The sequence below is a fragment of the Frigoribacterium sp. CFBP9029 genome (assembly GCF_034045305.1).
GTDB lineage: Bacteria > Actinomycetota > Actinomycetes > Actinomycetales > Microbacteriaceae > Frigoribacterium.
Genome location: NZ_JAXCWB010000003.1, coordinates 158,295 through 182,216 on the forward strand (window position 1 = coordinate 158,295; position 23,922 = coordinate 182,216).

A 23,922-nucleotide genomic window follows, 5' to 3' on the forward strand; every position below is an offset into this window, starting at 1 on the left:
GGGATCAGCCGTTGCCGAGGCTGCAGGTCTCTTCCGCTGCGGTCTGCCCGGAGATGGTCGAGGGCAGCGTCGAGACGGGCGCCTCGGTGGCAGGTGCCGCGGGCGCGGCCTCCGCGTCGGCCGCAGGAGTCGACGGGCTGGCGGGCGCGGAAGGCGCCGCGCTGGGATCCTGAGCGACGGATGCGCGACCGTTGCTCTCGTCGCCGACCGTGAACTTGGTGTCGGCCGCCAGCGCCGCGTTCAACGTCGCCGCATCGGCTTCGGACGCCACGACCCGGTTCGAGTCGTAGGGGTCGTCGACGACGGGGTACTGGACGAAGACGATCTCGGCCGGCGAGAGATCCCGTGCGGCGTAGGCCAGCTGCACGAGCGTGTCGGGGGAGTTCAGCGTCGACGAGAGCTCCATGTTGCTGAGCGCCGCGGAGGCGAGCTTGTAGAGCGTCGCCGGGTTGGACAGCGTGCCGACGGAGAGGATCTGCCGCATCATGGCCGACAGGAAGACCTGCTGGGAGCTGATCCGCGCGAGGTCGCTCCCGTCGCCGACGCCGTGACGGGTGCGCAGGAACGCCAGAGCGTCGACGCCCTGCAGGGAGTGCGTCCCGGGGGAGAGGTCCAGGCCGCTGTCCGTGTCCGTGATCTGCTGGGCGACGCAGACGTCGACCCCGCCCAGGGCGTTGGACATCTCGATGACGCCGTCGAAGGTGATCGCCGAGGCGTAGGGGATCGCGAGCCCGGTGATGGACTCGACCGTGGACACCGTGCAGGAGAGCCCACCGCGATCGAGGGTGGTGTTGAACTGGACGCGGGTCTCGGCCGGGTAGTACGTGCCGTCGGGTCCCGTGCAGTCGGGGACGGAGACGATCATGTCGCGGGGGAAGCTCACGGCGCTCATCTGGGAGTGGTCCTCCGAGAGATGCACGAGGATCGTCACGTCGTTTCGAGCGCCGTCCGTCGTCCCGGCGTCGATCTGGCTGTCGGCCGCTCGGACGTCCGTGCCGACGAGGAGGATGTTCGCCCCGCCGGTGATCTCGGAGATCCGGACGTCCTGGACGGTGTCCTCGTTGCCCAGCACGACCGTCGAGACCTCGGAGGTGGCCGAACGGACGGCGATCGCCGCCACCGATGCGCCGCTGACCAGCACCACGGCGAGCCCACCCGCCACGAGGGCGAGCAGAGGGCGGACCGGACCTCGACGTCGCAGCCGCCCGTGACGGGCGATGCCGCGGGGGCTCGTCGGAGTGGTTCGTCCGGGCATTCGGGCTCCCTGTCTCGGCATGTCTCGACGATCCGGCGTGTCGCATCGACAACGCAGGTTGCTGAACTATAGCGGCATCACATAAGATCGACCCTTGGTGTCTTGTGTCGGCTTCATCTGACAGAGCGCACCGCATCCCCGCACGACCAACACCCCCGAACCTGAGCGACAGTGAGGCTATGGCCAAAAAAGACGGTGTCATCGAAATCGAAGGCGCAGTGATCGAGGCTCTTCCCAACGCGATGTTCCGCGTTGAGTTGACGAACGGCCACCGAGTTCTCGCCCACATCTCCGGCAAGATGCGTCAGCACTACATCCGCATCCTCCCCGAAGACCGCGTGATCGTCGAACTCTCGCCCTACGACTTGACCCGCGGCCGGATCGTCTACCGCTACAAGTAGGGCGTGCTGGAAAGGAACGGCCCCGCGCACCCGCGGGGCACGAAGCCAGCGAGATCAAGGAATCAGCAATGAAGGTCAACCCCAGCGTCAAGCCCATCTGCGAGCACTGCAAGGTGATCCGCCGCAAGGGCAACGTCATGGTCATCTGCAAGAGCAACCCGCGCCACAAGCAGCGTCAGGGCTAGTTCTCAGGCCGCGTCCGCGCGGTCTGAAGATGCCGGGCCGGTGAGCCGGCCCACAGCAACATCGACAAAGCAGCACCAGAACCACGAACGCTCCGGCGGTCGCGGGGACACCCCGGGGCGGAGGCCCGGGCACCGGTGCTGTGACAGACCTCCACCACTCTCTGAGGAGAAGCCACCATGGCACGTCTAGCAGGCGTTGACATCCCGCGCGACAAGCGCGTGGAGGTCGCACTGACCTACATCTACGGAGTCGGCCGCACCCGTGCGCTCCAGACTCTCGCTGACACCGAGATCGACGGCAACATCCGCGTCAAGGACCTGACGGACGACCAGCTCGTCCTTCTCCGCGACCACATCGAGGGCAACTTCAAGGTAGAGGGTGACCTCCGTCGCGAGGTCGCCGCCGACATCCGCCGCAAGGTCGAGATCGGCAGCTACGAAGGCATCCGCCACCGCCGCGGTCTGCCTGTCCGTGGACAGCGCACCAAGACGAACGCTCGTACCCGCAAGGGCCCGAAGCGCACCGTCGCCGGCAAGAAGAAGGCTCGATAGGCCCCGGCTCCCGCCGTACTCGCCCTTAGGTTGTAGGAGAAAAAATTGGCAGCACCGAAGTCGGCCGCGCGTAAGCCCCGCCGCAAAGAGAAGAAGAACGTCGCTGTGGGTCAGGCCCACATCAAGAGCACGTTCAACAACACCATCGTTTCGATCACCGACCCCTCGGGTGCCGTGCTGAGCTGGGCTTCGTCCGGCGCCGTCGGCTTCAAGGGTTCGCGCAAGTCGACGCCCTTCGCCGCGCAGCTCGCGGCCGAGTCGGCTGCACGACAGGCGCAGGAGCACGGCGTCAAGAAGGTCGACGTGTTCGTCAAGGGTCCGGGTTCCGGTCGCGAGACGGCGATCCGCTCGCTCCAGGCCGCAGGCCTCGAGGTGGGTTCGATCAACGACGTCACCCCGCAGGCGCACAACGGCTGCCGCCCGCCGAAGCGTCGTCGCGTCTAACTGAGTTACCGCCCGTCGCGCCTCCCTCACCCGGTATCAGGGTCGAGGAGGCGCGGCGGGCTACACCGCGTTCGCACCGCCTCCTGCACCACCGGCAGGGGCATCACAACTCAACAGACCCGACCGGCCCGCCACCTGTCGTACCGCCAAGAGTCATATAGCGGACTCTTCGCCGAAAGGAATCCACAGTGCTCATTGCACAGCGCCCCACCCTCACCGAGGAGAACATCTCGGAGTTCCGTTCACGCTTCGTGATCGAACCCCTCGAGCCCGGTTTCGGCTACACCCTCGGCAACTCGCTGCGCCGCACTCTTCTGTCGTCGATCCCCGGAGCCGCTGTCACCAGCATCCGCATCGACGGTGTGCTGCACGAGTTCACCACCGTCCCCGGTGTGAAAGAAGACGTCACCGAGGTCATCCTCAACATCAAGCAGCTCGTCGTCTCGAGCGAGCACGACGAGCCCATCACGGCGTACCTGCGCAAGCAGGGTGCCGGTCAGGTCACGGCCGCCGACATCTCGGCTCCCGCCGGTGTCGAGATCCACAACCCCGAGCTGGTCATCGCGACCCTGAACGACAAGGCCAAGTTCGAACTCGAGCTGACCATCGAGCGTGGCCGCGGCTACGTCTCCGCCGTCCAGAACCGCAGCGAGTTCAGCGAAGCGGGTCAGATCCCCATCGACTCGATCTACTCGCCCGTCCTCAAGGTGACCTACCGCGTCGAGGCGACTCGTGCCGGTGAGCGCACCGACTTCGACCGCCTGGTCGTCGACGTCGAGACGAAGCCGGCGATCTCGCCGCGCGACGCCATCGCGTCGGCCGGTCGCACGCTGACCGAGCTCTTCGGCCTGGCCCGCGAGCTCAACACCGCTGCCGAGGGCATCGAGATCGGCCCCGCGCCGGTCGACGCCGTCCTCTCGAGCGAGCTGCAGACTCCGATCGAAGACCTCGATCTCTCGGTCCGCAGCTACAACTGCCTGAAGCGCGAGGGCATCAACACGGTGTCCGAGCTCGTCGCCCTCTCGGAGACGCAGCTCATGAACATCCGCAACTTCGGTCAGAAGTCGGTCGACGAGGTGAAGGACAAGCTCGTGGAGCTCGGCCTCTCGCTCAAGGACACGGTCCCCGGGTTCGACGGAGCCCACTTCTACAGCGGCTACGACGAGGAAGAGACCAACTAGGTCTCGTCTCCCGACGCCCTGATCATCTTCGACAGCTAGGAAACAACGATCATGCCCAAGCCCACCAAGGGTCCCCGCCTCGGAGGCGGCCCGGCTCACGAGCGTCTGATGCTCGCGAACCTCGCCGCGTCGCTCTTCGAGCACAAGAGCATCAAGACGACCGAGACGAAGGCCAAGCGCCTCCGCCCCGTCGCCGAGCGCCTCGTCACCTTCGCGAAGCGGGGCGACCTCGCGTCGCGTCGTCGTGCGATGCAGACGCTGCGCAACAACAAGGACGCCGCGCACATGCTCTTCACCGAGATCGCGCCGCTCGTCGAGAACCGTGAGGGCGGCTACACCCGCATCACGAAGCTCGGCTTCCGCAAGGGCGACAACGCCTCGATGGTGTCGATCGAGCTCGTGCTCGAGCCCGTCACCCCCAAGGTGAAGTCGTCGAGCAGCACGTCGGCCCCCGCGGCCGCCGCGCCCGCCGAAGAGGCCCCGGTCGAGGAGACCGAGACCGTCGAGGAGTCGGCACCCGTCGAGACCGAGACCGAGACGGCTGCCGCCGACGAGGTCGAGACCGACGCCGCCGAGAAGTCGGACGACGCCGCGAAGTCGGACGACACGAAGTAGTCCCGTTCCGCTTCGAAGGGCCCCGCAGCATCCGTGCTGCGGGGCCCTTCGGCGTCTCCGGTCCACCGCATGGGGGGCTGCGGCGTACCCCTCTCGGGGGGTGTTCATCTCGGCGACATGTGACAGAAACCTGTGAAGGAACCAAGAAACGTAGGGTCGATTCATCCCTGCCTCTTCGACGAAGGATCACATGTCCGTTCGCCCCCGCCCTCTGACCCGGAAGCACATCGCCGTCGCGACCGGGCTCGCTCTCCTCGTCACACCCCTCGTCCCCTTCACCGCGGCGACCGCTGCGCCCGCGACGTCGACCGCCACCGCCGTGGCCGGCGGCCTGGTCATCGACGAGGCCTACCTGAAGGGCGGCAGCGCCAACGCGCCCTTCACCAACAAGTTCGTGGAGCTCTACAACCCCACGACCAGCGCGGTGTCTCTGGCGGGCTGGTCGCTGCAGTACCGTGCGGCCACGGCCAGCGCGGTCTCCGGTGTCGGCGCCCTCGCCGGCACCGTCCCCGCGGGCGGCAGCTTCCTCGTCCAGCTCGGCAGCAACGGCACCGCGGGTGAGGCCCTGCCGACGCCGGACGCCACGCTGGGTCTGAACCCGAGCGGCTCGACCGGCACCATCGTGCTGTCGGACCAGGCGACGGCCGTGACCCTGCCGACCGGCGCCTCCTCGGTGGGTGTCGACGGAGTCGTCGACCTGCTCGGCTACGGCACCTCGAACACCTACGAGACCACGGTCGCGGCGACCTCCGGCGGCAACGCCGTGCCCAACTCGCTGACGCGCACCGACCACGTCGACACCGACGTGAACGCCGCCGACTTCAGCGTCACCGCCGACGTCACGCCTCGGAACTCGGCCGGCGGCGGCGACGTGCCGACCGACCCCGACGAGCCCGAGCTGCCGACCGAGCCGACTCCCGGGGTCGACGTCACGATCGCCGAGCTGCAGGGGACGACCGATACGAGTCCGTTCGCCGGGCAGCGCGTGACCACCCGCGGCGTCGTGACCGCGGCGTACCCGACCGGCGGTCTGAACGGCTACGTCATCCAGACTCCGGGCACCGGAGGCGCGCTCGACTCCGCGACGCACGTCGCGTCGGACGCGGTCTTCGTCTACTCCTCGGCCACCGCCTCCTCGGTGTCCATCGGCGACTACGTCGAGACCACCGGCACGGCGAGCGAGTACTTCGGTCTGACCCAGCTGACCGTCGCCACCGCCGCAGACCTCGCCGTGCTCGACGCCGCGTCCGTGACGGCGCCGGTGCCCGCGACGGTCGGGTTCCCCGAGACCGACACCGAGCGCGAGGCGCTCGAGAGCATGCTCATCGCGCCGCAGGGCGACTTCACCGTCAGCGACGTCTACACGACGAACCAGTACGGGGAGGTCGTGCTGGCCTCCGGCACGAAGCCGCTCATCCAGCCGACCGAGGTCGCTCGCCCGGGCAGTGCCGAGTACACGGCGACGGTCGCCGACAACGCCGCCCGGAAGCTCGTGCTCGACGACGGCTCGTCGGTGAACTTCTTCACGGCCTCGAACCAGGGGATCCCCGTGCCGTACCTCTCGACCGAGGCCCCCGTCACCGTGGGCGCGGCCGTGACCTTCGACGAGCCCCTCGTGCTCGACTTCCGCAACTCCACCTGGAAGCTGCAGCCCACCGAGCGGATCACCGGCGACACCGAGACGGCCGACCTGCCCGTCTCGTTCGAGGACATCCGTGAGGAGGCGCCCCGCGACGTCGGGGGAGACCTGCGACTCGCCGGCTTTAACGTGCTGAACTACTTCCCCACGACGGGCGACCAGCTGAGCGGCTGCACCTACTACACCGACCGCTTCGGAAACCCGGTGACCGTCCAGGGCGGCTGCGACGCGCGAGGCGCCGCGAACCAGGCGAGCTTCGAGCGTCAGCAGGCGAAGATCGTGGCCGCCATCAACGGCCTCGACGCCGACGTCGTGTCGCTCGAGGAGATCGAGAACTCGGCCCGATTCGGACAGGACCGCGACGCGGCGCTCTCGACCCTGGTCGACGCGCTGAACGCCGACCTGGGTGCCGACGAGTGGGCGTTCGTGCCGTCCCCCGCGACCGTCCCCGCCAACGAGGACGTCATCCGCCTGGCCTTCATCTACAAGAAGGCGACCGCGGAGACCGTCGGCGAGTCGCGCATCCTGACGGACGCGCCTGCCTTCAGCAACGCCCGTCAGCCGCTGGCGCAGACCTTCGCGCCCGTCGGCGCCCCCGCCGACGCCGATTTCGTCGTCATCGCGAACCACTTCAAGTCGAAGGGCAGCGGGTCGGGGGTCGACGCCGACCTCGGTGACGGGCAGGGCGCCTCGAACGCCTCGCGCGTCAACCAGGCGGAGGCGCTGGCCGACTTCTCGACGCGGGTCCAGTCCGACGCCGGGACCGACAAGGCGTTCCTGGTCGGCGACTTCAACGCCTACTCGCAGGAGGACCCGATCGAGGTGCTGCGCGACGCCGGCTACACCGACCTGGGCTCGACCGAGACCGACGAGTACAGCTACGTGTTCGGCGGCCTGAGCGGATCGCTCGACCACGTGCTCGCCAGCCCGGCCGCGGCCGAGGCCGTCACGGGCGTGGACATCTGGAACATCAACGCGGGCGAGTCCGTCGGGCTCGAGTACAGCCGGTACGACTACAACGCGGCCCCGCTCTACGCGGACGGCCCGTACCGGTCGAGCGACCACGACCCGGTCGTCGTCGGACTCGAGCTGGTCGGCGACGTCGACCCGGGCGAGCCCGAGCAGCCGGGCGACCCGGGTCAGCCCGATGAGCCCGGTCACGGGGGAGGCGCACCCACCCTGGGCCAGATCGTCACGGCCATCGTCACTGCGGTCATCGACTGGTTCAAGCAGCTGTTCGGCTGGCGCTGGCGGTGACCCGCCGGGTCGGATGACCCCGACCCGCCGGGTCGGATGACCCCGACCCGCCGATGAGACGGCAGGGCCCCGCGTCGTGGACGCGGGGCCCTGTCGTCGTCTCTCGTAGAATCCCAGGGTGACGACGACCGACGAGCCGACCCCGGACGACGCGGCCCTCGGCCAGCCGAACCTGACGCGCATCCGGCTGAACGTCGCATACGACGGCACGAACTTCTCGGGGTGGAGCGAGCAGCCCGGCCGTCGCACCGTGCAGGGCGAGATCGAGCAGGCCCTGGTCACCCTCTTCCGCCGGCTCGGCGACGTCCCCACCGTGACGGTGGCGGGGCGGACTGACGCGGGGGTCCATGCCCGTGGTCAGGTGGTTCACCTGGATCTCACCGACGCCCAGATCGCGCAGCTGCAGCGCCCGCACCGGGGCATGGTCGACAGGACCCCGCTCGACGCCCCGACGGTGCTCGCCCGGCGGCTCAACGGGCTGGCCGGCGCGTCCGACGAGATCGTCGTCTCGGGAGGCCGGGTCGCGCCTCCCGGGTTCCATGCCCGCTTCGGGGCGCTCTGGCGACGGTACGAGTACCGCATCGCCGATCGCGGTGCCGAGCGCGACCCCGCGCGGCGCGGTCACACGCTCTGGTACGACCAGCGGCTCGACCTCGACCTGATGAACGCCACGGCCGCCGGGCTGCTGGGTCTGCACGACTGGGCCGCGTACTGCCGGTACCGCGAGTACGCGACGAGCATCCGCGAACTGCAGGAGTTCCGATGGAGGCGCGAGGCCGACGGCGTGCTCGTCGCGACGGTGCAGGCGGACGCCTTCTGCCACAACCTCGTGCGGAATCTCGTCGGCGCCTGCGTCGCGGTGGGCGAGGGGGTGCTGCCCCAGCATCGGGCCGTGGGGATCCGCCGCGAGGCTGAGCGGAACGGCGAGTTCCGGGTCGTCCCGGCCCACGGCCTCACGATGGTCGAGGTCGGGTACCCGCCCGACGACGAGGTCGCCGCGCGCACCGAGCTGACGCAGGTGAAGCGGTCGGCCGCCCAGGTCGACGAGTGACGTTTGACGCCCCTGGGGGTGTCGGGTATCGTTGCCCCTTGGTGTCTGCGCAACTGCGCGCTTTCGCCCGAAGTTGAGCCCTCCACCTGATTCGTTCTCGTCGCATCTGCCTCGAGAACGGCGCCGGAGCGGGATTCACGAACCTCTCACCTCGACAAGAAAGCAGCACTACTGTGACGCGCACTTTCTCCCCCAAGCCGGCTGACGTTCAGCCGAACTGGCTGATCATCGACGCCAACGACGTCGTGCTCGGCCGTCTGGCCAGCCACGTGGCAGCACTGCTGCGCGGCAAGCACAAGCCGACCTTCGCCCCCCACATGGACATGGGCGACTTCGTCATCGTCATCAACGCCGACAAGGTGGCCCTCACCGGCTCCAAGCTGGCCGAGAAGCTCTACTACCGTCACTCGGGCTACCCGGGCGGCCTCACGGCCACCACGTACTCCGAGATGGTGGAGAAGCACCCCACGCGTGCGGTCGAGAAGGCCATCCGCGGCATGCTGCCGAAGAACTCGCTGGGCCGCGCCCAGATCAAGAAGCTGAAGGTGTACGCGGGTGCCGAGCACCCCCACGCTGCTCAGCAGCCCACGGTTTACACCCTCGACCAGGTCGCTCAGTAGCGTCCGCCTTCAGACTTAAGGACTCCCACACAGTGGCTCAGATCGCAGATTCCATCGACCAGGCTCCCCAGAGCTTCACCACCGAGAGCACGTCCACCGAGGCCGAGGCGACGCCCCGCGCCGTCCTGAACGTCTCCGGTTCGGCCGTCGGCCGCCGCAAGGAGGCGATCGCTCGCGCTCGCCTCGTCCCGGGCTCGGGCACCTTCGTGGTGAACGGCCGCACGCTCGAAGAGTACTTCCCGAACAAGCTGCACCAGCAGCTGATCAACGACCCGTTCAAGGTCCTCGATCTGCTCGGCGCTTACGACGTCACCGTCAAGGTGACCGGTGGCGGCCCCTCGGGTCAGGCCGGCGCGCTGCGTCTCGCCATCGCCCGTTCGCTCAACGAGATCGACCGCGAGAACAACCGCGCGACGCTGAAGAAGGCCGGCTTCCTGACTCGTGACGCCCGCGTCATCGAGCGCAAGAAGGCCGGTCTCAAGAAGGCCCGCAAGGCCTCGCAGTTCTCGAAGCGCTAAGCGCGCACCCGAAGGCAGGTCTCGCGATGTCGCGTCTCTTCGGTACCGACGGTGTTCGGGGCCTCGCCAACCGTGAGCTGACCGCCGTGCTCGCCCTGGGCCTCGCCCAGGCGAGCGCGGTGGTGCTCACGAAGGGGCATCACGCCGATGCCCGTCGTGCCGAAGGGCGGCGACCTGTCGCCGTCGTGGCACGCGACCCCCGCATCTCGGGGGAGTTCCTCACCGCCGCCGTCTCGGCGGGTCTGGCCAGCTCGGGTGTCGACGTGCTCGACGCCGGGGTCATCCCGACCCCCGCGGCGGCGTTCCTCGTCGACGACATCGGCGCCGACTTCGGCGTCATGATCAGCGCATCCCACAACCCGGCTCCCGACAACGGCATCAAGTTCTTCGCCTTCGGCGGCACGAAGCTGCCCGACGAGGTCGAAGATCGCATCCAGGCCGCGATGGACGATCCGCAGCTGATGCCCATCGGCGGCGACGTCGGTCGCATCCGCCGGTTCGCCGATGCTGAAGACCGCTACGTCCTCCACCTCCTCGGCGCTCTGCCGAACCGTCTCGACGGCATCCACGTCGTCCTCGACTGCGCTCACGGTGCCGCGTCGGCGGTCTCGCCCGAGGTATTCACCGACGCCGGCGCGAAGGTGACGCTCATCGGCGCCGACCCCGACGGTCTCAACATCAACGACGGCGTGGGGTCCACGCATCTCGACAACCTCGCCCGGGCCGTGCTCGAGCACGGGGCCGACGTGGGCATCGCCCACGACGGCGACGCCGACCGGTGCCTCGCGGTCGACGCGACCGGCGCCGTCGTCGACGGCGACCAGATCATGGCGATCATCGCCGTGGCTCAGAAGGAGCGCGGTGCGCTCGCGTCCGACACCCTCGTCGCGACCGTCATGAGCAACCTCGGTCTCACCCGGGCCATGGCCGAGCACGGCATCACCGTGCGACAGACCCGCGTGGGCGACCGCTACGTGCTCGAGGACATGGCCGAGCACGGCTTCAACCTCGGCGGCGAGCAGTCCGGTCACATCGTCTTCGGCGACCACGCGACGACGGGCGACGGCATCCTCACCGGCCTGTCGCTGGTGGCGCGTATGGCCGCGACCGGCAAGAGCCTCGCCGAGCTCGCCACCGTCATGACCGTCTTCCCGCAGATCCTGATCAACGTCTCGGGCGTCGACCGCACTCGACTCGCAGCCGACGCCGGGGTGGCCGAGGCCGTCGCGGCGTTCTCGGACGAGCTCGGCGACACCGGTCGGGTGCTGCTGCGTCCGTCGGGCACCGAGCCCGTTATCCGGGTGATGGTCGAGGCGGCGGACCAGTCCACCGCCGACCGCGTCGCCCACGCGCTGGCCGACGTCGTGCGCGAGCGCCTGGCCCTCTAGCCCGGCCCTCTCGGCCGGCCCCGCCTGCCTGCGCATCCGCGTCTCCGTCGAGGAGTCACGACGCGCCGCGGCGACCGCGCGAGGTGCGGCGTGTCGTGACTCCTCGAGGGGCATGGCGCAGGAGGCGCGGCGCCCGATCCGCGCGGAGTCCGGCATCATGAGCGCATGATCCTCCTCGTGCCCGCACTCGTCTTCGCGGTGCTCTACGTCGTCAGCCGCCGACGCGACGCCCGTCGCCTGCGGAACGGCGTGTTCCTCGTGGCGGCCCTCGGCTGCCTGCTCCTCGCCGGGCTCGTCGAGCTGGACCGGTCGGGGCCGGCGCAGCAGTCGCTCGTCACGCTCGGAGCCCTGCTCGCCGTCGTGCTCGTCGGCGTGCTCGCCGTCGCCCTGATCGGCAACGGAGTGACGATGCTCCGATCGGAGGGTCGCAGCCTCGGCAATCTGCTGTCGCTCGTCGCCGGCGTGGCCATCCTCGTGCTGCCCGTCGTCGCGGTGGTCCTCGTGACGCTGCCGAGTCAGCTCGACCTGCCCTCGGTCGTCGACGTGCTGCTCGTCGCGATCGGTCTGCTCGTCGCGTTCGGCTGCTTCTACGCGGCCGCGACCTTCGCCGCCTTCGGTCTCTACTCGCTCGTCTACAGCCGCTACCGGCACACGAAGACGCCCCGGGCGATCGTGGTGCTCGGCTCGGGCCTGATCCGAGGCGAGGTGCCGCCCCTCCTCCGCAGCAGACTCGACAAGGCGCTGGCCGTCTACCGCGGTGTCGCCGCAGACGGGTCCCGCCCAGTGCTCATCCCCTCGGGCGGGCAGGGGGCCGACGAGCCCCGCGCCGAGGGCGACGCCATGGCCGAGTACCTGCTCGGGCAGGGGGTCGACGCGGCCGACGTCCGCCCCGAGACGGCGTCGACGAGCACCCGCGAGAACCTGCTCCTCTCGCGCGAGGTGCAGCGTGCGGACGGCCGCGACGGCGCCACTCTCGTCGTGACGAACGACTACCACGTGCTGCGTGCGGCGCTGCTGGCTCGCTCCATCGGCAGCGACGCCCAGGTCGTCGGGTCGCCGACCGCCGCCTACTACGTGCCGAGCGCGTTCCTCCGCGAGTACATCGCGATCATGGTCGAGCACCGGCGACTGAACGCCGTCGCCGTCCTCGCGGCGGCGGGCCTCGTCGCACTCGGCGTCGTGTGGTCGTTGCTGCCCGTGTGAACCGACCCGCGCCTCCTGCGCTCTCCTCGGCGCCGCGATGAGTCACGACGTGCCGCCGGGGTCGCGGGCGGACGGCGTGTCGTGATGGACGGCGCGGAGGCTCGGGCGGACAGCCCGGATCAGATCTTGCGGAGCAGCACCGAGCTGACCTTGTGGTCGGACGCCTTCCGCAGCACGAGCGTCGCCCGCGACCGGGTCGGCAGCACGTTCTCGAGCAGGTTCGGTTCGTTCACCCCGCGCCAGATGCCCGACGCGAAGCTGCGGGCCTCGTCTTCGTCCATGTCGGCGAAGCGGTGGAAGTACGAGCGCTCCTGGGTGAAGGCGCTCTTCTGCAGCGCCAGGAACCGCTCGACGAACCAGTTCTCGATGTCGCCGGTGCGGGCGTCGACGTAGACGGTGAAGTCGAAGAGGTCGCTGAGGGCGAGCCGGCCGCCGAGCGGGGGCTGCAGCACGTTCAGCCCCTCGACGATGAGGATGTCGGGCCGGCGCACGACCACCTCGGCGCTCGGCATGATGTCGTAGCTGGTGTGCGAGTAGAACGGCGCCCGCACCTCTTCGGCGCCGCTCTTGACCTGCGAGACGAAGCGCAGCAGGTGGCGGCGGTCGTACGACTCGGGGAACCCCTTGCGGTGCATGATGCCGCGGCGCTCGAGCTCGGCGTTCGGGTAGAGGAACCCGTCGGTGGTGACCAGCTCGACGCGAGGCGTGTCGTCCCACCGTGACAGGAGCTCACGCAGGAGGCGCGCGACGGTGGACTTGCCCACCGCGACCGAGCCGGCGACGCCGATGACGAACGGCGTGCGCTGCGCCCGCTCGCCGAGGAAGTCGCTGGTCGCCCGGTGCAGGTTGCGGGCCCCGGCGGCGTAGAGGTTCAGGAGGCGGCTGAGGGGCACGTAGACGTCTTGGACCTCGCGCATGTCGAGGCGGTCGCCGAGGCCCCGCAGCTGCACGATCTCGGTCTCGGTGAGAGGGAGGCGCGTGGCCGGGGCGAGCTCGGCCCAGGCGTCCCGGTCGATCTCGACGAACGGCGAGGCGTGGCCGGTCGCCTGCGTCGTCGGGGTCGCGTCGGCCATGGGTTCGAGGCTACCCGGTGGCCGACACCGTAGGATCGTCCTCATGTGCGGAATCGTGGGTTATGTAGGGGAAACCGGTCTCGGCGAGCGGAGCATCGAGGTGCTGCTCGGGGGGCTCAAGCGTCTCGAGTACCGGGGCTACGACTCCGCCGGGGTGGCAGTCGTCGACGCCGACGGCACGCTCGGCAGCCGCAAGAAGGCCGGCAAGCTGCAGATGCTCGTCGACGACCTCGAGTCCTCGCCGCTCACCGACGGCCGCACCGGCATCGGCCACACGCGCTGGGCCACCCACGGCGGGCCGACCGACGAGAACGCCCACCCGCACCTCGCCGACGACGGCAGGCTCGCCCTCATCCACAACGGCATCATCGAGAACTTCTCCGAGCTGAAGGCCGAGCTGCTCGCCGAGGGCGTCGAGTTCCTCAGCGAGACCGACTCCGAGGTCGCGGCCCACCTCGTCGCCCGCGCCTACCGCTCGACGGGCGACCTCGCCGAGGCGCTGCGCACCGTCGTCAACACCCTGCACGGCGCCTTCACGCTGCTGGTGGTCCACGCCGACCAGCCCGGTCTCGTGGTCGGCGCCCGTCGCAACTCCCCGCTCGTCGTCGGTCTCGGCGACGGCGAGAACTTCATGGGCAGCGACGTGGCCGCGTTCATCGCGTACACGCGCCGTGCCATGTCCATCGGCCAGGACCAGCTCGTCTCGATCCGACCCGACTCGGTCGAGGTGGTGGACTTCGAGGGCCGCCCCGTCGAGACCACCGAGTTCGAGGTCGACTGGGACGCCTCGGCCGCCGACAAGGGCGGCTGGTCGAGCTTCATGGCGAAGGAGATCAGCGAGGAGCCCGAGGCCGTCGCCAACACGCTGCTGGGTCGCGCGGTCGACGGCGCCGTCACCCTCACCGACCTCGACGGCGTGCGCGAGCAGCTGCTCACCGTCGACCGCGTCATCGTCATCGCGTGCGGCACGGCCGCCTACGCGGGCATCCTCGGCAAGTACGCCATCGAGCAGTGGGCGCGCATCCCCGTCGAGGTCGAGCTCGCCCACGAGTTCCGCTACCGCGACCCGGTGCTCGACGCACGCACCCTCGTGGTGTCGATCAGCCAGTCGGGCGAGACGATGGACACCCTGATGGCCGTCAAGTACGCCCGCGAGCAGGGTGCGCAGGTGCTGTCGATCTGCAACACCCAGGGGTCGACGATCCCGCGCGAGTCCGACGCCGTGATCTACACGCACGCCGGGCCCGAGGTGGCCGTCGCGTCGACCAAGGCCTTCGTCGCGCAGGGCACGGCGCTGTTCCTCCTCGGTCTGCACCTGGCGACCCTCCGCGGCACGCTGACCGCCGAGCAGATCGCCGAGCAGGTCACCGACCTGCAGGCCATCCCCGAGAAGATCACCCGCGTGCTCGAGAGCTCGGAGCGCATCCGCACCCTCGCCGGCTGGATGGCCGACACGCGCTCGGTGCTGTTCCTCGGTCGACACGTCGGGTACCCGATCGCTCTCGAGGGCGCCCTCAAGCTGAAAGAGCTGGCGTACATCCACGCGGAGGGCTTCGCGGCCGGCGAGCTGAAGCACGGCCCGATCGCGCTGATCGAGCCCGGGCAGATCGTGTTCGTCATCGTGCCGAGCCCGCGCGACCCCCGCAGCCTGCACCCCAAGGTCGTCTCGAACATCCAGGAGATCCGCGCCCGCGGGGCCCGCGTCATCGCCATCGCCGAAGAGGGCGACGCGGCCGTTCTGCCCTTCGCCGACGAGGTGTTGCACATCCCGCTCGCCGCGCCGCTGTTCGAGTCGCTGCTCGCCGTCGTGCCGCTGCACATCTTCGGGATGGAGCTCGCCGCGGCCAAGGGCCTCGACGTCGACCAGCCGCGCAACCTCGCGAAGTCCGTGACCGTCGAGTAGATGCGAGCCCGCCTCCGATGACACGTCGAGCATCCGCATGATCGTCGGGATCGGGGTCGACGTCGTCGACCTGACCCGCTTCGAGCGCTCGCTCGCCCGGACGCCGGCCCTCCGGGGCCGGCTCTTCGGCGACCACGAGACCGTGCTGCGAGACGGTGCACCCCGCCAGGTGCCGTCGCTCGCCGCCCGGTTCGCGGCGAAGGAGGCTCTGATCAAGGCGCTCGGCGGGTCGACCGGCGTGTCATGGCACGACATCGTCGTGGTCTCCGACGAGCAGGGCGCGCCGTCGCTGACGCTGACGGGCGGGGCGCGTGCACTCGCCGAAGCCCGCGGCGTCGCGCGGCTGCACCTCTCGCTCAGCCACGACGGGGGCGTCGCCGTCGCCTACGTGATCGCCGAGGGCGACGACACGACGACCGCAGCACCGGTCGGCCCGGCCGAGCCGGCCCGCTCGGCCGCACCGGGCACCCCGAACCGAGACGAACCCGAGGAGGCGGTCAGCGCGTGACGCAGGACGTCAAGATCACCGTCGACACGTCGGCGCTCCGGCACAACGTGGCGGTGCTGCGCGAGGCCGTCGCCCCGCACGCCGTCATGGTCGTCGTCAAGGCCAACGCCTACGGGCACGGCGCCGTCGAGTCGGCGAGGGCCTTCGTCGACGCCGGGGTCGACTGGCTCGGGGTCGCCGACCTCGAGGAGGCCCTCGAGCTGCGCCGTGCGGGGATCACCGCGCCGATCCTCGCCTGGCTGCACGCGCCGGGCGAGACGTTCGAGTCGGCCGCGGCGCACGACGTGACGCCCGCGGTGTCCGACCTGGCCCAGCTCGAGGCGGCGGCGGCCGCGGGCGTCCGCGCCGTGCACCTCTGCGTCGACACCGGGCTGAGCCGCAACGGCGCCGTCGAGACAGAGTGGCCCGCGTTCTTCCGCCGAGCGGCGGAACTCGCCGACCGCCTCCCGATCGAGGGTCTGATGAGTCATCTCTCGAACGCCTCGCCCGAAGAGGACGGCCGACAGGCGGCGGCGTTCGTCCGCGCCACGGGGGTGCTGGGCGGGCTGGGCGTCGAGCCGAGGCTGCTGCACCTCGCCGCCTCGGCCGCGGGTCTCAGCTACCCGGGCACCCGCTACGGGCTCGTGCGCTTCGGCCTCGCCGCCTACGGCCTCAGCCCCTTCGCCGGTCGCTCGGCCGCCGAGTGGGGGCTCCGCCCCGCCCTCGCCCTGTCCGCCCCGGTCACCACCGTCAAGCGCGTGCCCGCCGGCGAGGGCGTGTCGTACGGCTACGTGTTCCGGCCCGAGCGCGACACGACGATCGCGGTCGTGCCGGTCGGCTACTCCGACGGCGTCGATCGGGCCGCGAGCGATCGGGCGTCGGTGACGATCGGCAGCCGCACCTACCGGGTCCGTGGTCGTATCGCCATGAACGCCCTCGTCATCGACGTCGGCGACGACCCCGTCGAGGTCGGCGACGACGTCGTCCTGTTCGGCGACCCCGCGGCCGGGCACCAGGGCGCGGCCGACTGGGCCACCGCCTCCGGGGGGATCACCTACGAGACCGTCGCCTGCCTGTCGGGCGCCCTGACCCGGAGGTACGTATGAGCACGGGCTACCTGCGTCGCGCGACCGTGGATCTCGCCGCCTACCGGGCCAACCTCGAGTCCCTCGTCGAGCGTCTCGCGCCCGTCGAGGTGCTGGCCATCGTCAAGGCCGACGCCTATTCGAACGGCATCGACGTCATGGTGCCCGAGGCCGTGGCGGCGGGCATCCGCTGGTTCGGCACGGTCGAGCTGGAGCCCGCCCTCCGGCTGCGCCGCGCCGGCATCGCCCTCGAGGCGTCGTTCTTCGCCTGGCAGCTCGGCCCCGACGACGACTACGCGGGCGCCGTCGAGCACGGCGTCGACCTCGGCGTCTCGACCCTCGACCAGCTCGAGCGCTTCGCCGAGGCCGCGCGCGACGCCGGCCGCGAGGCCCTCGTGCACCTGACCATCGACACCGGTCTGCATCGCGAGGGCTGCCTGCCCGCCGACTGGGCCGAGCTGGTGACCCGGGCGGTGACCCTCCGCGACGAGGGCGTGGTGCGCCTCCGCGGGGCCTTCTCGCACGTCTCCGAGACGAGCGAGGCCGACGATCACGCGGCCTCGGTCGTGTTCCGCAAGGCGCTCGCCGACGCCGAGGCCCTCGGGGCGACCTTCGAGAAGCGCCACATGTCGTCGAGCTCGGCCGGCATGGAGCACCCCGAGCGGCGCTTCGACATGGTCCGCATGGGGTCGAACGGCTACGGGATCCCCGTCACCGAGGGGGTCAGCGCGAGCGATCGCGGTCTCTGCCCCGTGCTGACCCTCAGCGCCTGCGTCGTGCGGGTGAAGCGCGTGCCCGCCGGCACCGGGGTGTCGTACGACTACACGTACCGCACCGACCGCGACACGACCCTCGCCCTCGTGCCGATCGGCTACGCCGACGGGGTGAGCCGTCGCGCGCAGCACGGCGTCGAGGTGACCGTGCGCGGGCGCCGCTACCCGATCGTCGGTCGGGTCGCGATGGACCAGTTCCTGATCGACGTCGGCGACGACCCGATCGAGGTCGGCGACGAGGTGCTGCTCTTCGGCCCGGGCGACGGCGGCGAGCTGACCATCGGCGAATGGGCCGACGCGACCGACACGATCCCCGAAGAGGTCTCGTGCCGCATCGGGGCCCGTGTGCCACGCGTCTACCTGGGCCGTCGGGGATGACCGCGAACGACCTCCCGCTCTACGACGGGCCGGTCGCCGACACCGAGACGATGGAGGGGCTGGGTCGTCGTCTCGGTCGGCTGCTCGGGGCCGGCGATCTGGTCGTGCTGACCGGGCCGCTCGGCGCCGGCAAGACGACCTTCACCCGCGGCGTCGGCGAGGGGCTGCAGGTGCGCGGGCAGATCGCGAGCCCGACGTTCGTGCTGGCGCGCACGCATCCCAGCGCCACGGGCGTCCCCCTGGTGCACGTCGACGCGTACCGGCTGGGCGGCGCGGCCGAGCTGGACGACCTCGACCTCGACTTCGAGGGCTCGGTCGTCGTGGTCGAGTGGGGCGCCGGTCTGCTCGACGGGGTCGCCGAGTCGTGGATCGAGGTGGTCATCGAGCGACCGACGGGTGCCGGCGCCGACGCCGCGCGCGAACCCGGCGCGGCGAGCGACCCCCTCGATCTCGACCCAGACGCCGACCCCGACGCCACCGTCGACGAGCCGCGCCACGTGACCATCACGATGTACGGCCCTCGCTGGGCCGACCTCTAGACGAGCGGCGGGCGGCCGAGGAGGCGCGAGTCGTCTCGAGTCGACCGCCTACGATTGACCCGTGATCCTGGCCATCGACACCTCCGCGGGAACGACCGTCGCCGTCGTCGACCGCGACCGCGGCGTGCTCGCGGAGCGCACCGAGTCCGACACCCGACGGCACGCCGAGGTGGTCGGCAGCCTGATCGAGTCGGCCCTCGCCGGGGCCGGTGTCGCCCCCGCGGATCTCAGTGCCGTCGTCGCCGGGGTCGGGCCGGGCCCGTACACGGGGCTCCGGGTCGGCATCGTCGCCGCGCGGGTCTTCGCCTTCGGCGTCGGGCGGCCCTGCCTGGCGCTCGCGAGCCACGACGCCATCGCCTTCGCGCGGCTCACGGCGGGCGAGGGCGGCAGCGGGTCGGTCGCCGTGCCGAGCGGCCGCGTCGACGCGCCCCTCGTGGTCGTGACCGACGCCCGTCGTCGCGAGGTCGCGTGGACCGCGTATCGCGGGCTCGACGACGAGGGGCTGCCGGTGCGGCTCGAGGGCCCGTCGCTCGTGAAGCCGGCCGGCCTCGACGACGCGCTGGGCGCCTCCTCGGCGTCGCCTCGGACCGATCCCGACGACACCGTCGTGTCGGCGGCGGCCCTCGGGATGCTCGCCGAGCGGATGTTCGAGCACGGCCGCGGGTTCGCCGACCCGGCTCCGCTCTACCTCCGCGAGCCCGACGTCACCGTCTCGGCGGGCCCGAAGCCGGTCGGTCGATGATGTTCCGCACACGTCGCGCCACGATCGACGACCTCGACGGGATCATGGCCATCGAGACGTCGGTCTTCGTCACCGACGCCTGGTCGCGCGAGGGCATGGCCCACGAGCTGGCCTCGCCCGACGGGTGGTACCTGGTGGCCGAGGCCGAGGCCGAGGCCAGGACCGACACCGGGGATGAGACCGGCGCCGACACCGGCATCGTCGGTTACGCGGGGCTCCTGGCGCTGCCCGGCGCACCCGACGCCGACGTCCAGACGATCGCGGTCGTGCCCGGGGCCCGGCGGCACGGGCTGGGGCGCACCCTGATGACCGCGATGATCGACGAGGCGCGGCGCCGCCGGGTCCGAGAGGTGTTCCTCGAGGTCCGTGCCGACAACCCCGGCGCCCAGCGCCTCTACGCCTCGCTCGGGTTCGAGTCGATCGCGGTGCGCCCGCGCTACTACATGCCCGACGGGGTCGACGCGATCGTGATGCGCCTCAGCATGGCGACCTCCTCCGACGACGCGCCCTCACAGACAGGACCCTCCTCGTGAACCCGACCCGCGCCTCCTCGGCTCCCCGCTCCGCCGACTCGTCGGACGCACCCGCCTCGTCGGACGGCGCCGGCTCGTCGACGGGCCCGCTCGTGCTCGGCATCGAGACGAGCTGCGACGAGACCGGCGTCGGCATCGTCCGCGGCACGACCCTGCTCGCGAACGTCATCTCGTCGTCGATGGACGAGCACGCGCGCTACGGCGGGGTCGTGCCCGAGGTGGCCGCGCGGGCGCACCTCGACGCGATGCAGCCGGCCCTCGAGGCCGCGCTCGCCGAGGCGGGCGTCACGCTCGACGAGCTCGACGCGATCGCGGTGACGAGCGGCCCGGGTCTCGCCGGCGCGCTGATGGTCGGCGTGGGCGCGGCAAAGGCCCTCGCGCTCGCCACCGGCAAGCCGCTCTACGCGGTGAACCACCTGGTCGGGCACGTCGGCGCCGACGTGCTGCGGGCCGACGGCAGCGAGCTCGAGCTGCCGACCATCGCGCTGCTGGTCTCGGGCGGGCACACGTCGCTGCTGCACGTGCGCGATCTCGTCGACGACGTCGAGCTGCTGGGCGAGACCATCGACGACGCCGCCGGTGAGGCCTTCGACAAGGTCGCGCGCCTCCTCGGCCTGCCCTATCCCGGCGGCCCGCAGATCGATCGCGTCGCCGCCGACGGGGACCCGGCCGCGATCCGGTTCCCTCGCGGGCTGACGCTGCCCAAAGACCTCGTCAAGCATCGATACGACTTCTCGTTCTCGGGGCTGAAGACCGCCGTGGCCCGCTGGGTCGAACGCCGACGGGACGAAGGAGGCGCGGTGCCGGTCGCCGACGTCGCCGCATCGTTCCGCGAGGCCGTCGCCGACGTGCTGCTCACCAAGGCGCTGGCCGCCTGCGCCGACCTGGGCGTGCCTCGCCTGCTGCTCGGCGGGGGAGTGGTCGCGAACGCCCGCGTGCGGCAGCTCGCCCTCGAGCGCTGCGAGGCGGCGGGCGTCGAGCTGCGCGTGCCGCCGCTGTCGCTCTGCACCGACAACGGGGCGATGATCGCGGCCCTGGGTGCGCAGCTCGTCGCCCGCGGGCACGCGCCGTCGCCGCTCGACTTCGGCGCCGACTCGACGCTGCCGGTGACGACGGTGCAGGCGGTCTGAGCCGACGGGGCGTGGGGCGTCGGGGCCCTCAGGGCGGAGCGCGGGCGGGTCCGCGTAGGCTCGGGGCCACTCAGACAGAAGGAGACCTCGGCATGACCGACCACGACCCGGCCCGCCAGGGCCCGCAGAACCCCCCGGCGCCTCAGTACCCGCAGTACCCGCAGGGTTCGCAGAGCACGCAGGGGCAGCCCGGCGGCCAGCCGCAGCAGCAGCCGTATCAGCAGAACCCCTATCAGGGGCAGGCCCAGGGGCAGGGCGGCTACGGGCAGGGCGGCTACGGCGGCCAGTCGCCGAAGACCAACGTGCTGGCCATCGTGTCGCTCGTCGCGAGCATCCTGAGCTCGTTCGTCTTCAGCATCGTCGCCATCGTCACGGGCCACATCTCGCTGCGCCAGATCAAGCGGACCGGCGAGCAGGGCAAGGTCATGGCGATCATCGGCCTCGTGCTCGGCTACCTCGGCCTGCTCGGCGCGATCGCCGTCGTCGTGTTCTTCATCGTCGCGATCGCCGCCGGCGGATTCGCGTACGACCAGAGCTACGAGTCCGGGTTCTGATCACTCCGAGTCCACTCATCGACGACGTCGATACCATGACGGGGTCCGCGCTCACCGGCGCGGGCCCCCTCGTGCATCGGGCGCTCGTCCGTCCGTCACGACCGCCGCACCGCACTCGAAAGGGTCCTCATGGCCACCGACGACACGACACCTCCCGGCCCGGTCCCTCCGGCCTCCACCCCCTCGCCCGCGCCGTCGGGGTCCGAGACGTCGGGCTCGTCGGGGGCTGATCGGTCGGGTGCCGAGTCGTCGGGCGCTGATCCCGCGGGCGCGACCGCCGAGGGCGGGGCGGCGTCGCCGTCGCTGCCCCCGACCGCGTACCCCGGGGCTCCGACGCAGCCCGCGCCTCCGACCCAGCCCGCGCCTCCTGCCGGGTCACGACCGGTCGGCGACCCGTTCGTCGCGCCGGGGCAGCAGGCCTCTCCGGTCGGGTCCGCTCCTGCGCCGCAGGGGCCTCCCGGGTCGGCGCCCTACGGTGCCGGTCCGCAGGGGCAGTACGGCCAGTACCAGCAGCCGGGGCAGTACGGACGACCCGGTCCCGGTCAGCAGGCCTCCGACGGACCCCAGCAGCCGTCGGGTGGTCAGCAGTACGGGGCGCCGACACGGCCCGGTCAGTCGCCGTTCGGCGAGCAGCCGGGCGGGGGAGCGCCGTACGGCGCCGCTCCGCAGCAGCCCTATGGTGCGCAGCAGGGCCAGCAGGGCCAGCAGCAGTACGGACGCCCGCAGCCTTACGGCGCTCCGCAGTACGGAGCCCCGCAGAACGGGAGCCCGCAGTACGGCGCCCCGCAGTACGGCGCCCCGCAGAACGGCGCCCCTCAGTACGGAGCCCCGCAGCCCTACGGCTCGCAGTACGCCGCGTACCAGCAGGGTGGCGCGCCCAGGCCCTCGAGTCTGCTGAGCATCCTGTCGATGTCGGGGTCGATCCTCGGCGTGCTGATGTCGCTGGTGCTCTTCGGGTCGGGAGTCCTCTTCTCGATCGCCGGCGTGGTGCTCGGTCATGTGGGGCAGAAGCGCGAACGCCATGCGCGTGGCTTCTGGCTGACGGGTCTCATCACCGGCTACGTGGGCATCGGCCTGTCGCTCCTGATCATCGGCGCCTGGGTGCTGTTCTTCAACGTGCTCTCGGAGATGCCGTCGACCGGCGACGGGTACTACAGCGGCACCTGAGCCGCAGACCCGGCCTCCGTCGTCGTGGCGGGGGTCAGGCGCGTTCGCAGAGCAGCGCCGTGTGCCGCCCGGCGACCCTGGTCAGCACGAGCGTGGCCGACCCCGAACCCTGCAGCGAGAGGCGCTTGCGGAACGTGGCGGGGTCGACGTCGACTCCCCGCTTCTTGATCTCGAGGCGGCCGATGCCCCGCGTCCGCAGCTCGCGCTTGAGGGTCCGCTCGTCGAGGGGGAACGTCTCGATCACCCGGAAGCCCTGGGCGAACGGGGTCTCGATCCGCTGGTCGGTCGTCAGCCAGGCGATGTCGCGGCTGATCATGCGGGCGTCGATCGAGCGGGCCAGGTCGCCGATCAGACGTGCGCGGATCACGGCGCCGTCGGGTTCGTACAGCCATTCGCCGAGGTCGCCCACCTCGACGTCGTCCGAGTCGGCGGGCGCCGTCAGCTCCGCCGCCCCGGAGGCGCTGATCACCAGGGCGGACCGGCCCACCCCGGCCCGTGCGAGCGGTCCGAACCAGACCCCGGCCTCGACCACGTCGCGATCGACCGAGATCCACTGGCACTCGGCGTCGCGGGGCAGGAGGTCGCGGTCGATCCCCGGTCCGAGCTTCACGCCCGTCGGCAGGCGGTCGGCGAAGGCGAACGCGACGTCGAGCGACGGCGACCAGTCGGCGGGGTCGGCGATCCGCTTCGTGGCGCTGTGCCCGCCGGTGCGGCGCGCCGGGTCGAGGAACACCCCCTGCACATCGGTCAGGTCGGTCGTCTCGGCGTCGCCCTGACGGACTCGCGACGACGACCACGGGGACAGGTTGTACGACGCCACGGCGGCGGTCACCTCGTCGCGGTCGACGGCCAGCACGTCGAGGTCGAGGGCCGCGAAGGCCAGGGCGTCGCCGCCGATGCCGCAGCCGAGGTCGGCGACGCTGGTGAGTCCGGCCGAGCGGTAGCGGTCGGCATGGCGGGCGGCGACGCCGAGGCGCGTGGCCTGCTCGAGACCGGCCTCGGTGAAGAGCATGCGACTGGCGAACTCGCCGAACTTCCCCTCCGCCTTGCTGCGGAGGCGCGCCTGGGTCAGCACGGCCGACACGCGCTCGGCGGGGTGGCCCTGCTTCCGCAGCGCGGCGACCGACGACACGACGTCGTCGGAGGCCCGCCACGGGGGGAGGGAGTCGAGCAGCCGCAGCCCCTCGGGAGAGAGGACTTCGAGCAGCTCCGACGCATCCATGTCGTCCAGTCTCACGCATCCGCCGAG

Annotated in this window: 25 protein-coding genes; 21 read left to right on the forward strand and 4 right to left on the reverse strand. The window is 71.1% G+C overall.

What is annotated here, in order from left to right; translation table 11 throughout:
- Positions 1-4: 4 nt before the first annotated feature.
- Complete coding sequence (locus SOM11_RS05555; protein WP_320477444.1) at positions 5-1,255, reverse strand: LCP family protein; 1,251 nt, start codon at positions 1,253-1,255, stop codon at positions 5-7.
- A 179-nt stretch (positions 1,256-1,434) separates the two neighbouring features.
- Between SOM11_RS05555 and infA the strand changes: the two genes are divergently transcribed.
- The 12 genes from infA to SOM11_RS05615 all read left to right on the forward strand — a co-directional run bounded on the left by infA (position 1,435) and on the right by SOM11_RS05615 (position 12,309).
- Positions 1,435-1,656 (forward strand): translation initiation factor IF-1, encoded by a 222-nt coding sequence (gene infA, locus SOM11_RS05560; protein ID WP_043593329.1) that lies wholly within the window; start codon positions 1,435-1,437, stop codon positions 1,654-1,656.
- Between the two features lie 68 nt (positions 1,657-1,724).
- On the forward strand, positions 1,725-1,841 hold the full coding sequence (gene rpmJ, locus SOM11_RS05565) for a 50S ribosomal protein L36 (RefSeq protein ID WP_043593327.1): 117 nt from the start codon (positions 1,725-1,727) through the stop codon (positions 1,839-1,841).
- 177 nt (positions 1,842-2,018) lie between these two features.
- Complete coding sequence (rpsM, locus tag SOM11_RS05570) at positions 2,019-2,393, forward strand: 30S ribosomal protein S13 (RefSeq protein ID WP_055799939.1); 375 nt, start codon at positions 2,019-2,021, stop codon at positions 2,391-2,393.
- 45 nt (positions 2,394-2,438) lie between these two features.
- Positions 2,439-2,837: a 30S ribosomal protein S11 gene (gene rpsK, locus SOM11_RS05575; protein WP_055799944.1), complete on the forward strand. Its 399-nt coding sequence runs from the start codon at positions 2,439-2,441 to the stop codon at positions 2,835-2,837.
- 188 nt (positions 2,838-3,025) lie between these two features.
- Positions 3,026-4,018, forward strand: coding sequence for a DNA-directed RNA polymerase subunit alpha (locus SOM11_RS05580; protein WP_055799947.1), 993 nt, complete (start codon positions 3,026-3,028; stop codon positions 4,016-4,018).
- A gap of 51 nt (positions 4,019-4,069) precedes the next feature.
- On the forward strand, positions 4,070-4,633 hold the full coding sequence (gene rplQ / locus SOM11_RS05585; protein ID WP_192061045.1) for a 50S ribosomal protein L17: 564 nt from the start codon (positions 4,070-4,072) through the stop codon (positions 4,631-4,633).
- Between the two features lie 190 nt (positions 4,634-4,823).
- Positions 4,824-7,529 carry an ExeM/NucH family extracellular endonuclease gene (locus SOM11_RS05590; protein ID WP_320477445.1) on the forward strand — a complete coding sequence of 902 codons (2,706 nt, stop codon included), beginning with the start codon at positions 4,824-4,826 and terminating at the stop codon, positions 7,527-7,529.
- A gap of 118 nt (positions 7,530-7,647) precedes the next feature.
- Positions 7,648-8,580 (forward strand): tRNA pseudouridine synthase A, encoded by a 933-nt coding sequence (locus SOM11_RS05595; RefSeq protein WP_320477446.1) that lies wholly within the window; start codon positions 7,648-7,650, stop codon positions 8,578-8,580.
- A gap of 173 nt (positions 8,581-8,753) precedes the next feature.
- The gene (rplM, locus tag SOM11_RS05600) at positions 8,754-9,200 is read left to right on the forward strand and encodes a 50S ribosomal protein L13 (protein WP_055799954.1); all 447 of its coding nucleotides are present in this window, start codon (positions 8,754-8,756) and stop codon (positions 9,198-9,200) included.
- A gap of 32 nt (positions 9,201-9,232) precedes the next feature.
- Complete coding sequence (gene rpsI / locus SOM11_RS05605) at positions 9,233-9,718, forward strand: 30S ribosomal protein S9 (protein ID WP_192061047.1); 486 nt, start codon at positions 9,233-9,235, stop codon at positions 9,716-9,718.
- Between the two features lie 26 nt (positions 9,719-9,744).
- Entirely contained in the window at positions 9,745-11,106 is a 1,362-nt protein-coding gene (glmM, locus tag SOM11_RS05610) for a phosphoglucosamine mutase (protein ID WP_320477447.1), read from the forward strand.
- 165 nt (positions 11,107-11,271) lie between these two features.
- Positions 11,272-12,309 (forward strand): YdcF family protein, encoded by a 1,038-nt coding sequence (locus tag SOM11_RS05615; protein ID WP_320477448.1) that lies wholly within the window; start codon positions 11,272-11,274, stop codon positions 12,307-12,309.
- A 119-nt stretch (positions 12,310-12,428) separates the two neighbouring features.
- Here SOM11_RS05615 and coaA read toward each other — a convergent pair whose 3' ends face one another.
- Positions 12,429-13,382, reverse strand: a complete 954-nt coding sequence (gene coaA / locus SOM11_RS05620; RefSeq protein ID WP_192061050.1) for a type I pantothenate kinase — start codon at positions 13,380-13,382, stop codon at positions 12,429-12,431.
- A 43-nt stretch (positions 13,383-13,425) separates the two neighbouring features.
- Here coaA and glmS point away from each other — a divergent pair, with 43 nt between their 5' ends.
- From glmS to SOM11_RS05665, 9 genes are all read left to right on the forward strand, one after another.
- Positions 13,426-15,285, forward strand: a complete 1,860-nt coding sequence (gene glmS, locus SOM11_RS05625; protein WP_320477449.1) for a glutamine--fructose-6-phosphate transaminase (isomerizing) — start codon at positions 13,426-13,428, stop codon at positions 15,283-15,285.
- A 37-nt stretch (positions 15,286-15,322) separates the two neighbouring features.
- Positions 15,323-15,793, forward strand: a complete 471-nt coding sequence (locus SOM11_RS05630) for a holo-ACP synthase (protein ID WP_320477450.1) — start codon at positions 15,323-15,325, stop codon at positions 15,791-15,793.
- Positions 15,790-16,878, forward strand: a complete 1,089-nt coding sequence (gene alr, locus SOM11_RS05635) for an alanine racemase (protein WP_192061053.1) — start codon at positions 15,790-15,792, stop codon at positions 16,876-16,878. The genes SOM11_RS05630 and alr (SOM11_RS05635) overlap by 4 nt, the downstream gene beginning before the upstream one ends.
- Entirely contained in the window at positions 16,875-18,008 is a 1,134-nt protein-coding gene (gene alr / locus SOM11_RS05640; protein WP_320477451.1) for an alanine racemase, read from the forward strand. Before alr (SOM11_RS05635) ends, alr (SOM11_RS05640) begins: the two co-directional genes overlap by 4 nt.
- Positions 18,005-18,547 carry a tRNA (adenosine(37)-N6)-threonylcarbamoyltransferase complex ATPase subunit type 1 TsaE gene (gene tsaE, locus SOM11_RS05645; protein ID WP_197981976.1) on the forward strand — a complete coding sequence of 181 codons (543 nt, stop codon included), beginning with the start codon at positions 18,005-18,007 and terminating at the stop codon, positions 18,545-18,547. Before alr (SOM11_RS05640) ends, tsaE begins: the two co-directional genes overlap by 4 nt.
- A 61-nt stretch (positions 18,548-18,608) precedes the next feature.
- Positions 18,609-19,289 carry a tRNA (adenosine(37)-N6)-threonylcarbamoyltransferase complex dimerization subunit type 1 TsaB gene (tsaB, locus tag SOM11_RS05650; protein WP_320477452.1) on the forward strand — a complete coding sequence of 227 codons (681 nt, stop codon included), beginning with the start codon at positions 18,609-18,611 and terminating at the stop codon, positions 19,287-19,289.
- Positions 19,286-19,822, forward strand: a complete 537-nt coding sequence (gene rimI / locus SOM11_RS05655; RefSeq protein WP_320477453.1) for a ribosomal protein S18-alanine N-acetyltransferase — start codon at positions 19,286-19,288, stop codon at positions 19,820-19,822. Before tsaB ends, rimI begins: the two co-directional genes overlap by 4 nt.
- A gap of 92 nt (positions 19,823-19,914) precedes the next feature.
- Complete coding sequence (gene tsaD / locus SOM11_RS05660) at positions 19,915-20,952, forward strand: tRNA (adenosine(37)-N6)-threonylcarbamoyltransferase complex transferase subunit TsaD (protein WP_192061135.1); 1,038 nt, start codon at positions 19,915-19,917, stop codon at positions 20,950-20,952.
- A gap of 92 nt (positions 20,953-21,044) precedes the next feature.
- Positions 21,045-21,506, forward strand: a complete 462-nt coding sequence (locus tag SOM11_RS05665) for a DUF4190 domain-containing protein (protein ID WP_192061057.1) — start codon at positions 21,045-21,047, stop codon at positions 21,504-21,506.
- Positions 21,507-21,881: 375 nt separating this feature from the next.
- Here SOM11_RS05665 and SOM11_RS15070 read toward each other — a convergent pair whose 3' ends face one another.
- On the reverse strand, positions 21,882-22,529 hold the full coding sequence (locus SOM11_RS15070) for a pentapeptide repeat-containing protein (protein WP_414655450.1): 648 nt from the start codon (positions 22,527-22,529) through the stop codon (positions 21,882-21,884).
- Between the two features lie 178 nt (positions 22,530-22,707).
- Positions 22,708-23,895: a class I SAM-dependent methyltransferase gene (locus SOM11_RS05675; protein ID WP_320477455.1), complete on the reverse strand. Its 1,188-nt coding sequence runs from the start codon at positions 23,893-23,895 to the stop codon at positions 22,708-22,710.
- Between the last annotated feature and the right edge of the window lie 27 nt (positions 23,896-23,922).

Excerpts from the sequence above, each read along its gene's own strand:
- SOM11_RS05555 (WP_320477444.1), bottom strand. The coding sequence starts at position 1,255 with ATGCCCGGACGAACCACTCCGACGAGCCCCCGCGGCATCGCCCGTCAC.
- SOM11_RS05615 (WP_320477448.1), top strand. The coding sequence starts at position 11,272 with ATGATCCTCCTCGTGCCCGCACTCGTCTTCGCGGTGCTCTACGTCGTC.
- rimI (WP_320477453.1), top strand. The coding sequence starts at position 19,286 with ATGATGTTCCGCACACGTCGCGCCACGATCGACGACCTCGACGGGATC.
- glmS (WP_320477449.1), top strand. The coding sequence starts at position 13,426 with ATGTGCGGAATCGTGGGTTATGTAGGGGAAACCGGTCTCGGCGAGCGG.
- tsaE (WP_197981976.1), top strand. The coding sequence starts at position 18,005 with ATGACCGCGAACGACCTCCCGCTCTACGACGGGCCGGTCGCCGACACC.
- alr (WP_320477451.1), top strand. The coding sequence starts at position 16,875 with ATGAGCACGGGCTACCTGCGTCGCGCGACCGTGGATCTCGCCGCCTAC.
- infA (WP_043593329.1), top strand. The coding sequence starts at position 1,435 with ATGGCCAAAAAAGACGGTGTCATCGAAATCGAAGGCGCAGTGATCGAG.
- SOM11_RS05675 (WP_320477455.1), bottom strand. The coding sequence starts at position 23,895 with ATGGATGCGTCGGAGCTGCTCGAAGTCCTCTCTCCCGAGGGGCTGCGG.
- glmM (WP_320477447.1), top strand. The coding sequence starts at position 9,745 with ATGTCGCGTCTCTTCGGTACCGACGGTGTTCGGGGCCTCGCCAACCGT.
- rpmJ (WP_043593327.1), top strand. The coding sequence starts at position 1,725 with ATGAAGGTCAACCCCAGCGTCAAGCCCATCTGCGAGCACTGCAAGGTG.
- rplQ (WP_192061045.1), top strand. The coding sequence starts at position 4,070 with ATGCCCAAGCCCACCAAGGGTCCCCGCCTCGGAGGCGGCCCGGCTCAC.
- SOM11_RS05630 (WP_320477450.1), top strand. The coding sequence starts at position 15,323 with ATGATCGTCGGGATCGGGGTCGACGTCGTCGACCTGACCCGCTTCGAG.
- SOM11_RS15070 (WP_414655450.1), bottom strand. The coding sequence starts at position 22,529 with ATGGCGTTCGCGCTTCTGCCCCACATGACCGAGCACCACGCCGGCGAT.
- SOM11_RS05665 (WP_192061057.1), top strand. The coding sequence starts at position 21,045 with ATGACCGACCACGACCCGGCCCGCCAGGGCCCGCAGAACCCCCCGGCG.
- coaA (WP_192061050.1), bottom strand. The coding sequence starts at position 13,382 with ATGGCCGACGCGACCCCGACGACGCAGGCGACCGGCCACGCCTCGCCG.
- rpsM (WP_055799939.1), top strand. The coding sequence starts at position 2,019 with ATGGCACGTCTAGCAGGCGTTGACATCCCGCGCGACAAGCGCGTGGAG.
- SOM11_RS05590 (WP_320477445.1), top strand. The coding sequence starts at position 4,824 with ATGTCCGTTCGCCCCCGCCCTCTGACCCGGAAGCACATCGCCGTCGCG.